The organism is Streptomyces sp. NPDC001902, from assembly GCF_042891295.1.
Classification (GTDB): Bacteria; Actinomycetota; Actinomycetes; order Streptomycetales; family Streptomycetaceae; genus Actinacidiphila.
The window spans coordinates 1-11,493 of sequence record NZ_JBIATA010000048.1; the positions used below are offsets into that span (position 1 = coordinate 1).

6 protein-coding genes and 2 pseudogenes are annotated in these 11,493 nt (G+C 66.2%); 4 read left to right on the top strand and 4 right to left on the bottom strand.

What is annotated here, in order from left to right:
* The first annotated feature begins 394 nt into the window (after window positions 1–394).
* The 4 genes and pseudogenes from ACFYYN_RS42115 (at window position 395) to ACFYYN_RS42130 (ending at window position 7,942) form a co-directional block, all read left to right on the top strand.
* A complete protein-coding gene (locus ACFYYN_RS42115) occupies window positions 395–3,322 on the top strand; it encodes an RHS repeat-associated core domain-containing protein (RefSeq protein ID WP_500550009.1) in 2,928 nt (975 codons plus the stop codon).
* 1,378 nt (window positions 3,323–4,700) lie between these two features.
* On the top strand, window positions 4,701–5,261 hold the full coding sequence (locus tag ACFYYN_RS42120; protein WP_500550010.1) for an SUKH-4 family immunity protein: 561 nt from the start codon (window positions 4,701–4,703) through the stop codon (window positions 5,259–5,261).
* 76 nt (window positions 5,262–5,337) lie between these two features.
* Window positions 5,338–6,069: pseudogene (locus tag ACFYYN_RS42125) on the top strand (transposase family protein).
* Between the two features lie 862 nt (window positions 6,070–6,931).
* Window positions 6,932–7,942 (top strand): helix-turn-helix domain-containing protein, encoded by a 1,011-nt coding sequence (locus tag ACFYYN_RS42130; RefSeq protein ID WP_500550011.1) that lies wholly within the window; start codon window positions 6,932–6,934, stop codon window positions 7,940–7,942.
* 138 nt (window positions 7,943–8,080) lie between these two features.
* On the opposite strand, the pseudogene ACFYYN_RS42135 reads toward ACFYYN_RS42130, so the two are convergent.
* The 4 genes and pseudogenes from ACFYYN_RS42135 to ACFYYN_RS42150 form a co-directional block, all read right to left on the bottom strand.
* Window positions 8,081–8,254, bottom strand: a pseudogene (locus ACFYYN_RS42135) (exopolyphosphatase); the annotation flags it as partial.
* Between the two features lie 70 nt (window positions 8,255–8,324).
* On the bottom strand, window positions 8,325–9,455 hold the full coding sequence (locus ACFYYN_RS42140) for a DSD1 family PLP-dependent enzyme (protein ID WP_500550028.1): 1,131 nt from the start codon (window positions 9,453–9,455) through the stop codon (window positions 8,325–8,327).
* A 26-nt stretch (window positions 9,456–9,481) separates the two neighbouring features.
* On the bottom strand, window positions 9,482–10,489 hold the full coding sequence (locus tag ACFYYN_RS42145) for an ornithine cyclodeaminase family protein (protein WP_500550012.1): 1,008 nt from the start codon (window positions 10,487–10,489) through the stop codon (window positions 9,482–9,484).
* 10 nt (window positions 10,490–10,499) lie between these two features.
* On the bottom strand, window positions 10,500–11,138 hold the full coding sequence (locus ACFYYN_RS42150) for a PAS domain-containing protein (protein ID WP_089227948.1): 639 nt from the start codon (window positions 11,136–11,138) through the stop codon (window positions 10,500–10,502).
* Between the last annotated feature and the right edge of the window lie 355 nt (window positions 11,139–11,493).

Here is an 11,493-nt window from a genome sequence, read left to right on the forward strand (position 1 = left end):
GCGGTAGCGAGGGTGTCTATCTCGGTCGTCACACACTGAGACTGGACACCCTCGCCTCGTCTACGGGCCCAAACCCTTGGAATCGATCATCTAGGCCTCCACCACGACCGCGACTTCCTCGGCGCTTGGTGACTACGCAGGCCAGGTCAGTCAGATCAAGCTGTGGGCCACGGCCCCTAACGGGTCGGCCGGGACCGCCACGACGATCGCCCAATACGCGTACGACTCCTCGGGCAGCCTCCGTGAAGCCTGGGATCCGCGCCTTGCGACCCCGCTGAAGACTGCCTACACCTACGACAGCGCAGGCCGGGTCGCCACCCAGGCCGACCCAGGACAACTGCCTTGGACCTTCGCCTACGGCAAGGTCGGCACCAACGGTGACGCCGGCGACGGCATGCTGCTGTCCGTCTCTCGCCCGACCCTGAAAGCGGGCAGTGCCTCGACGACCGAAGGCACCGCCACTACCAGCGTGGTGTACAGGGTCCCGGTCTCCGGCAGCGCGGCCCCTTACCAGCTGGACCCCGCCACTACGGCGACCTGGGACCAGCACGACAATCCGGTCTATGGGGCAGCCGTCTTCCCGGCTGGCCAGGTCCCGTCCTCCCACGACGGCACCGCCCTCGGCTCCGGCAACTACACGACCGCGACGATCACCTACCTTGATTCAGACGGCCGCGAGGTAAATACCGCCATACCCGGCGGACACATCGCGACCACGGAATACAACGCCAACGGCGACGTGACCCGCGAGCTGACCCCCGGGAACCGCGAGTTGGCGCTGGGAACGACCATCAGCCCCGACCCCCAGCTCGCCAGTGCGATAGCGGACACCAACAGCACCGCCGCAGCGGCCCACCTCCTCTCCACGGTCACGACGTACACCATCGCCGCGGACGGGGTCTCCCTGGCGTCAGAGGTCTACGAACCGCTGCACACCATCGCCCTCCAGCACCTCCTGTCCGGCGGCGCGAGCGGGGCCGATCTGGCTGCCGGCACCGAGACCCTGGCCCGTGCACACACCGTCTACGCCTACGACGAAGGCCGCCCGAGCGACGCCAAGGTCACCGACCTGCTGACGTCGACGACAGTGGGCGCCAGCATCGCCACCTACCCGTCCGACGGCGACAAGACCACGGGTAGCAGTACCTACGACTGGGCCACGGGCCTCCAGCTGACCACCGTCACCGACGCGTCCGGCCTGGCCCTCACCACCACCTACACCTACGACAGCGACGGCAATCTGCTGTCCACCACCGGTCCGAACAAGAACTCCACCACCGAGACCGTGACCACCTACTGGTCCGCAACCGGCTCGGGCACCTGCCAGGGCAGGCCCGAGTGGGCCGGCCTCACCTGCCGCATCGCGCCCGGCGCCGGCATCACCGGCGGCGGCTCCAACCCGTCGCAGCTGGTCACCAAGGCCTACACGTACGACCGCCTCGGTGAGCCCGATGTCCTCGCCGAGACCGCAAACGGCTCCACCCGCACCACCACCTTCACCCGTGACGCGGCCGGCCGCGTGACGAAGAAGGCGATCAGCGGCGGCGAAGGCACGAACACCCCCGACACGACGTACAGCTACGACTCGGCTACGGGCATGCTCGCCACCCAAACGAGCAACTCTCAGACGATCACCCACACCTACGACAGCCTCGGCCGCCAGATCGGCTACAACGACGGGTCCGGCAACACCACAGCCACCTCGTACGACAGCCTGAACCGCATAGTGAAGGTCACGGACTCGGCTCCCTCGACGACCACCTACACCTACGACAGCACCACCGGCTATCCGGCCACGGTCACCGACTCGGCAGCCGGCACCTTCACGGCCGCCGGCTACGACGCCGACGGCGACCTGACATCCCAGACCCTGCCCGGCGGCTACTCCGTCTCCCAGACGTACAACACCATCGGATCCCCCACCAGCCGCACCTATTCCAACTCCTCCAACACCACTGTCCTCGATGACCAGGCCGACTACACGATCCTGGGCACCGAGTCCGGCCACACCGAGAACAACGGCGCAGCCACCAGCACCCAATACACCTATGATGCGGCTGGTCGCCTGACCCAAGCCCAGGACGACACAGGCGCAAACTGCGTCAAGCGCGCATACACGTTTGCGTCGAGCACCAGCTGGGACCGCACCAAGCTCACGACGGACACCAGCACCACGGACTGCACCGACACGGCGACGCCCACGACGACGACAACCACCACACACACCTACGACAGTGCCGACCGCATCACGGACACCGGCTACACGTACGACTCGTACGGCCGTACCGTGACGACCCCCGACGCGAAGTTCAGCTACTACACCAACGACCTAGCCCGCAGCGAAGCGACCAGCACCAGCAAGCAGACCTGGAGCCTGGACGCGGAGCAACGCCAAACGGTCACCACCAACGCCACCAGCACCGACGGCGGCACCACCTGGACCAACGGCACCACGGCAACCAATCACTACGGCGACGACACCGACAGCCCAACCTGGACCGCCGACTCCACCGGCACGATCACCCGCTCCGTGCTGGACGTAGCCGGAGCCCTGGGCGCAACGACATCCGCAACCGGGGCACCCACCCTCCAGATGGCGGACCTCCACGGCGACATAGCGGTCACTCTGACCACGGCCACCACGACCGCGACCGCCTACTCCTACGACGAGTACGGAAACACGACCAACACCTCACGCTACGGCTGGCAGGGCAACTCCCTGCGGGCCAGTGACACCCCCACGGGCATCACCCTGATGGGCCTGCGCCTCTACAGCCCGACAACCGGCCGCTTCCTCCAGACGGATCCCGTCCAAAACGGCAGCACCACCTCGTACGACTACTGCAACGGCGACCCGGTCAACTGCGCCGACCTCAACGGCCAGTGCCCATCCTGGCGGCACCCGGTCAAGCAAGTCGCCTGCTACGCGGCCACAGAGGCCACGCAACTCACAATCGACGTTGCGGGAGAAGTCTTCTGCGGGGCCGTGGCCAACGTTCTCTTCGCCCTGTGCAGTGCCATCGTGGTGGGCCTCGGGCAAGCGATGTCGTACTACGTCGAGACACGGTTCGACGGAGGCTTCTCCTGGCCAGAGGCAATCAGTCGCTTCGTCATCTTTGCTCTCGGCGGCGGAGTTCTAGGGGCGGGCGTTAAGAGGTACTTGAAGACCTCAAGCGGAAAGACTTTCCTGCGCAAAACGAGATCCTTGGTGGCAAGGATCGCGGGTAAGGTTGAATCCGCACTCCATAGGGTGCATCTCCGTGTTCATCTCTCGGGGCTGGTCACCAGAATTTCCAATACAATCAAGAGCAGGTTGGGCTAGGAACGCAATGACGCAAGAAGACAAAAAGCAGGAAGAGGAGGGGCGCAGGGCGCGTAGAAGTTGGCGCGAGGTCCCGATGTCGCTCCTGGCCTTCATGCTCCTTGGCGTAACGGTCCTGAATTTTGCGGTAGACCTCGCCCACCTCGCCTTCGAGTTTTCCACCGGCAAGTTGGCAGACGCCCTGATCAGGCTAGTCGTAGGAGTAGCTATTTCCTGCGCACTGCTGTGGATATTCGCCCGCCTCAAATCGAGGAAGAGGACGGGTAGACCACCTAGATAGCGGCTGAGACTACGTTGGGGCGATTGCCGCCGGATTGGCGTGCTTTCGCCCCGACGTACGTCCCCGGCTGCTGCAGTAGCTGACGTGCTGGATGGTGCTAGCTGGTGGCGCTCGGCCTCGACGCAGTCGAGGCGTAACCCTTGATTCACGCCGTGCGGGGCAGCGACGAAGACGTGCAACTCCCCACCACCTTCCACTGACCTCTCAACCCACCCAAAGCCAGGCCGGCGCTGATCACGATGCCAGCGCCGGTCTCGCGGAGATCAAGCACCACCCGACGCCAAACCGGATCAGTCCGCCTCATTGGCCCTCAACCGAGACACGACAGGTTCCATGAGTGGGCCAGGTTGGGGGAGTGGAGGCCTCCGATCCGCCGCTGGGGACACACGCATGCCGAGGCCTACTTCCAAGGTGAGCGGAACGAGCGTGAGGCTTGGCCGATCGCGGAAGACGGAGCCGTCACCAGACGCTGCATCGCCGTATTCCTCGAGCCAGCCCTTTAAGTTATAAAACATCCGAGGGGACAAGTGGCACGCCGCCTGCCCCTGCGGGAAATGCATGGGATGATCATGAGTGGAATTTCTATTCTATTCCTCGGAATCGCTATCGGCCTAACGGGGGCGGATTTGATCACCGAATCGCGGGAGAAGCAAGGTCTGAATTCTGGCAGAATCCTAAAATTTACCGCTGCGGTCACTGCGCTTGCAGGCATCGGTGTTTACATTCTTACGTCTTGAGGAATCTCGGGATCCGGCGGATGCCCGGCACACCACGCCATGCTCGCGCACGCCTTCCTGGCAGTCGCGGCATACCGGGCCCGGGGGAAAGCCACCAGCCCGTGGGCACGGCCGACCAGCAGAGCGTCCACCATGACGTTGTCGTCGGCCGTCGCCAGGACAGGGAAGCCCAAATACACCGTCACCTCGTCGACCGCCGGTCCGCCAGAACGGCGGCAAAACTGCCCTCTTCAGGGGTGGGGGACATCAGGTGCCACTTGGCGCCGCATCATCCTAAGGGCTGTCCCGCAAGTGCGGCCGTGCTCTGACCTGAGGCCGCTCGATAGGGTCAGGAGCGCAGCCGACGGAAGAGGACCGTTCGATGGCGACGTACGACCAGCTGATCGAGTGGGCCGGTCTGGGGCATGTCATGCGAGCCGGACGGGACGTGGAGGTCGGCTGGCGGATCCCGGACGCCGCGAAGGCACAGCTCGTCGAGGTGGGCATCCCGGTGGCTCCGCGCCTCGTCGAGCGAGTCGTGATGCAGAGCGAGGCTGAGCCGACCCTGCTCACGTCCCGGGGTCCGCTCTACCGTCTCACCGAGCAGATGGACCCCGATGATCCGGCCGAGCGGTCATCGTTCGGCGTCGAGCCGGAGACCGGGGTGGTCTACTTCGTCATGCCGGATGGGGAAGCGTGGTTCGCCAACTCGGGGGTTGGCGTGTGGCTCGACGTCCTTCACTGTTATGACAGTCGCGTCAAAGCCTCTGAGCTTCTCAGCGAGCCGGACGGTCCCGAGGAGTACTTCTCTGAAGAGGAGGAAGAGCAGGCTTTCGCCGAGCTGAACCGGCTGGCCGAGGAGCTGAAGAAGATCGACCCGGCGGCCTTCAGCGGCTACACGGGGTTTCTCTGGCCAGGGCTCCTGGACCGCTGGCTCTACTGACCTCGGCCGGCAGATTCAGGGCCCGTAGGTCTGGACCGTGCGGGGATGCCAGGCCCATGACTGAGATGATCATCATGTGGGGGCTGTGATCACGGTGTCGGAGCCGTCATGGATAGCAGCGTACTCCGGGCTGAGTCCGAAGCGGTTCGGGAAACTGATCACCATGCTGCGGCGCGGAGGCCCGCCCCTTGTTTGCAGGGGTCGTCCGTGGAGTCTGCCGCTGGAGGACCGGGTGTTGCTGGTTGCCGCGTACTGGCGGACGAACCTGACCTTGCGGCAGCTGGCTCCCTTGTTCGGGATCTCGAAGTCGTCCGCGGGCCGGATTGTGAGCCAGCTCGGGCCCTCGCTCGCGCTGCGGCCGCGGAGCCGCTTCCGTAAGGACACGGTGCTGATCGTGGACGGCGCCCTGGTGCCGACACGGGAGCACAGCGTGGCGGAGCAGTCCAAGAACTACCGCTACTCGACCAACCACCAGGTCGTCATTGATGCGGACTCACGCCTTGTCGTTTCCGTCGGCTGGCCCGTGCCCGGCAACCGCAACGTTGGCAACACCACGGTGATCGCAGACGGCGGCTACCGCGGCACCGGCCTGATCATCCCGCACCGCCGAGAACCCGGCCAGACCGAGCTACCGGCGTGAAAAGAAGCCCACAACACCTCCCACCGCAAAGTCCGCGCCCGAGTCGGGCACACCTTCGCTCGCATGAAGACCTGGAAGATCCTGCGCGACTGCCGCCTGAAAGGCTACGGCTTCCACCACGCCATGCTCGGCATCGCCCAGCTGCACAATCTTGCGCTGACCCGATGAGCGAGAGGTTTAGCCCGACTCAGCCGCACCGGAGCCCGCCGGCTTCGGGGGCCTCTGGTGCCCGCACTCCAGCCGCTTGCCGTCCGCGTCAGTCACTGTGTACTCCAGGACGACCTTGGCCGGGTCCCGTCCTCGTAGAGCCACACCGTGATGCCCTCCTGGCAGACAGCGGTAGAGAACCAGACATCGATCCCCTCGCCTACCTCCGGAGCGAGCGTGAAGACCTCCCCGGGCTTCAGCCAGTAGTCCTCACCGTACGGCTCGATGAAGAGTCAGAGGTCGCCGTCGCCCACATTTTCCACAGGCAACCTGCTACGTCCCACTTGTCCCCCAAGACCGCTGCCTCCATGAACCTCTACACGCTATCCATCCAGCCCGCATCGGCGCCTTCAGGCGACCCTCGTCCCACCGACCCTTTGCGGGACAGCCCTTAGCCCCGGTCAGCCGTCCGCTCGCGGTCACGTGTTCAATGAGCGTTGCACCCGGTACATAGGCAGTGGCCAGGCGACTTCGTGGGGCGGGCGTGTCACGACCGCCTCCGGATCCCGCTCAGATGGAAAGACCCCGCTCAGGGGATGCTCCAGGCGATGCCGTCGGGCGCGTCGAGGGCGATCTCGACTTCCTGACGGCTCAGCCATCCGCCGCCCGGCACCGAACAATCGGCCCGATGCAACACGCCACGGCCCGGCCCCTCGCCGTTCGGCTCAGGGGCGTTCTGCAACGCCGCCCCCGGGCCGCAAAAGTACTAACGGAATACACGCTTAAAATTCAGCAAAACCGTTAAGAACGGATCATTTGCCGCAGTACGGTGGGAATCTGCCGTCCAGTGCAGGCTCCGCGACCGGTTCAGGAGGAAGCCCGCATGGCAGATGAACTTGACGTAGAGTCGCTGGCTCCTGGTGATCGAGCGAATGCGATCCGTGAACTCTCGGGGTTCGTCGTCAACGGCCGCGCAGAGGTGGACCTTCCGTCGGATCCGAATCGCCAGCGGGCTCACGCGACCACCAGCGCGCTCGGGTCGGTGAAAGTCTCGGAGATCGGCTGGAACGTGACCCGCATCCGGCGCACTGATGCCCCGGTGGACGGGGAGATGGTGCCGCAGATTCTCGTCTCCATCCGGGAAGCGGGGGTCTCCCAGTTCCACCAGGCGGGCAGGCACGGACTGATAAAGGCCGGGGATCTCATGGTGCTCGACAATGCGAAGCCCTACGAGGTTTTGTTCCACGGCCCAGTACGTGGAGTTCTAGTGAGCGTTCCCACGCACATCCTGGGGCTGCGGCCGTCCCTGCTCGATCAGATCACGGCTGGTCCACTCAGTTCGGAGCGACCGGCCGTGGGCGCCACAGCAGCGTTCTTCACCCGACTGGCTCGTCTTCGGGGCGCTGCCGGTAAAACCGAATCCGCCCTGTTCGCGGAGCCCAGTGTCGACCTGATCAGGGCTGTGGTCACCATGGTCCTGTACGGGGACGACCTGGCCAGAACGCTCCTGAACAGCACACTTCTAGAGCGTGTTCAGGAATACGTGCGCCTCCATTTGGCAGACCTCGATCTGACTGCCGAGCGTATCGCAGCCGAGCACAACGTTTCCGTACGCTGGCTCTACCTGACCCTGTCCCGAGCGGGAATCACCCTTGGTGAATGGATCAGGACGCAGCGCCTCGAAGAATGCAGGAGGGAACTGGCTTCGCCAGTGCATCAGTTCATGACGATCGAGGCCATCGCCCACCGGTGGGGGTTCGCCAGCGCACCCCACTTCAGTCGCGTCTTCAAGACGGCGTACGGCGTGAGCCCCCGCGACTTTCGGTTGGGTCAGAGTGGGCTTTCACCGGAAACAAAACATCTCCGGCGGAGCACTTTGGACGGACCACCCTGACCGTACCGGGCCCACCTGGAAGGCGAACCGGAGACGCCCCGCGCCCCACTCGGAACGTTCGACTGTGAGCGGGGCAGACGACAGGGCCCCCGCCGGTTGCCGATCCGGCGGGGCCCTGTTCTGTGCCGTTGCCGCAGGTCAGCCCTTGCGCTTACCCCGCTCGACGTCCTCTGCCGCTTTGTGGGCGATGTCGTGCTCGGAGACCACGACCTCCCGGGCGCCCGTGCGCTCCATGATCCGCAGCAGTACCAGGGCCCTGGCGCCGATCACGTCGACCCGGCCCGGGTGCATCACCGGGATCGCCGCACGCTGCAATCTCACCCCGGGGCCGCCTTCACCTACCTCACCGCGTGGATGGTCCGCCCCCCTTGCCCGGGGCAGGTCACCAGCCGGTGATGCGGGGCCAGCGCGCTTGGATCACCGGGGCAGGCTCCGTGCCCTTGCTGCTGTCGACGACGTGGTAGCCGTGGTGCTGGGCGGCGGTGGCGCAGGCGTGGTTGGGCAGGATGCGCAGCCGGGTGCCGACCGGCAGGTCGGGCAAGTCGGTGCCGTCGCGGGCGGTGAGGGTGCCATGTTCCTGGCTCGCGGCCGTCATGACCAGGTTCGGGATGAGGTGGCCGGCCATGTCGGTGACCAGACCGTAGCCCTGGTCCTGGGCCTGGGCGGCGGTGCCGCGGTCGCGGGACATGGCCATCCAGCCGCCGTCGGTGACGATCCACCCGTACTCGGGGCGGTGGCCGATGACGGTGACGACCACCGACAGGGCGAGGTCCTGCACCTGGCAGACGTCGAGGCCGGCCATCACCAGATCGAAGAACATGTAGTTACCGGCCCGCAGTTCGGTGACCCCAGTGAGGTCCTCGGCCGCGTGCGCGGTGGGGGTGGAGCCGACGCTGACGCAGGCCACGGGCATACCGGCCGCACGGAGACGTTCGGCTGCGGCAACCGCGGTGTCACGTTCGTTCTGTGCGGCCAGGCGCTGCTCTTCGGCGCTGTAGGCGAAGTACGACTCGCCTGCGTGGGTGAGCACGCCGTCGAGGCAGGCCGTGTCGCGCAGGATGCGGCCGGTCTCGGTGAGGGCGGGGTCGTCGGGCTTGAGACCACCGCGGTGGCCGTCGCAGTCGATCTCGATCTGGGCCGGGATGGGCAGGCCGGCCTGGCCGGAGGCTTCCGCGACGAAGACGGCCTGCTCGATGCTGTCCAGCAGGACTCGCACGGTCACGCCGCGCCGCAGGAGAGCGATGACGCGGGGGAGCTTGTGGGGATCGATGCCGACGGCGTAGGTGATGTCGGTGTAGCCGCCGTCGGCGAACGCCTCGGCCTCGGCGAGGGTGGAGACGGTGATGGGACACGTGTTGCCGTCGTTCAGAAGCGCGGCGACATCCAGGCTCTTGGCTGTCTTCATGTGCGGGCGCAGGGTGACCCCGAGCCGGCTGGCCCTGGCCCGCAGGCGTTCGATGTTGCGCAGGCTCTTGTGCACGTCGACAACGGCGAACGGGGTGTCCGGATCCATCAGGGTCTGTGCGGCGGGGGTGGTGGTCACAGGGAGATGTCCATCTTCTTCAGGAGGGCCAGAGCCAGGTAGAGGTCTTGCAGTCCGATCCCGGAACTGTCGAAGACGGTGATGTCACGGTGGTCGGTGCGTCCTTGGGTGCGCTGGGTGAGGACTTCGCCGAGGGGGATGAGGACGGTGTTCTCGGGTGCGTGCTGGCTTTCGCCCATGCGGCGTGCCTGTTCGGGCAGGTCGCAGAAGACCCGTGCGCGGGCGAACAGGGCGGGGGGCAGCTCCCGCTTTCCGGGGGCGTCGGCGCCCATGCAGGACAGGTGCGTGCCGGGACGGACCCACTCGGCCTCGAACAGGGGAGGGTCTTCGGCCCGTGCGGTGGTGGCGGTGACGATCACGTCGGCGCTCGCGCAGGCCTCCTCGGCACCGGCCGCACGTGCTGTGTGTCCCTCTGCGGTGAGCGCGGCAGCCACGGTCGCTTCGCGGGCCTTGTCGCGTCCCACGATCAGGATCTCGCCGATCGGCCGGACCCGGGCGACGGCCCGCGCCTCATAGGCGGCCTGATGGCCGGTACCGAAGACCGCAAGGGTGGCGGCGCCGGTGGGGGCGAGCAGGTCGACGGCGAGCGCGTCGGCCGCGGCGGTCCGGTAGGCGTTCGCGGCACCGAGTTCCAGGACGGCGGCGATCCGGCCGATCCTCTGGTCGAGCAGCAGCAAAGTGGAGTGGTGACGCGGGAGCCCACGTCTCAGGTTGTCCGGCCAGTAGGTGCCGATCTTCACCCCGGCATGCGTCGCGGACGCGGACGGCTTGAGCGTGAACCGGTTGCGCGGATCGGAGCCGTGCACGGCCAGGGAAGGGAAGACCACGCCCTGCACCGTCGCGGCGAAGGCCGCGCGTGCCGCTTCCAGAGCCAGCTCCTCGTCCACGAGCGCAGCCGTCTGTTCCTCCGGGATGAACAGCAGGCCACGGCCTGTGTCCGACGGCGGGCCGGAACTGGGCGGAGAAGCAGGTGCGGTGTGTGCGGCCGGTCCGGCGTCGGTCATGTACGGCCCTTTACTTGGCGTAGTTGTAGACCGTGGCCCGGGACACGCCCAGCAGGTCCGCGATGGTCTGGGCGGCGTCGCGCCCCTCGAAGTAGCCCTCGCCCTGCAGCTGCCGCACGAGCGCCTTCTTGTCGTCCCGACTCAGCGACCGGGGGGTGGCACCGCGCTCCGCGGCCAGCGCCTCCACAGTTCGGCGCAGCTCGCGCACGTTGCGGTCCCGCAAATTCTCCAGCGGGTGCTCGCGGTGCTCGACATCGGTGGCCACGAGGTTCGACAACGCCAGCGTCACCGGCGACAGGACGGACACGTCAAGGTTCAGGCACAGGGCCGCGATGTACTGGCCCGCGGCGTTCTTGATGCCGATCGACGTGCTCTTCACCGGCCGACCGTCGGGAAACTGGTTGGGGTAGTTCTGGATCACGCTCGGGTACTGCGGATCCGCGATGCGGGCCAGGCCCAGCTCCGTGGCCGAATCCCCGACCTCCCGGCCGGAGAGGTTGTTCTCGATCACCCGAATCGCCTGCTGGGGGTCCCGCAGGTCGTGCAGCACCACCTCACACAGCCCGGGAAACATGCGGCCCAACGCCACAGCGATCTTCTCCGCCTCGCGGACGAGGTGCTCATCGCCCTCGGCCGCAGCGACGGCCACGGGACCCCTGCGGTCGCCCTCCGGCCGCTCAGCCACGGGATGCTCCACGACCCGCCTCCATCCTAGACTCAGATTCCATCTTTAGACAATGATGCTAAAGCATTCTCCGAGCCGCGCTCAACCCCGTCGATGAGAGCGATCGCACCTGGGCGTGCACGAGCAGGCCGGTTCCTCAGATGCCATGCTCATGTCATCGACGCTGTGCAGGGCCAGGCCCCTGAGTTTCTGGGTTGGACAGCCTAGGCAACGGGCTACTGACTCGTGGGTCTGAGCTTGTTGTTTAACCCTGCTGCTGTTTCGAGCGGACGTGTTCGGTGAGAAGCCCTTGCTCTACCGGTCATGGTGAACGTGGGTT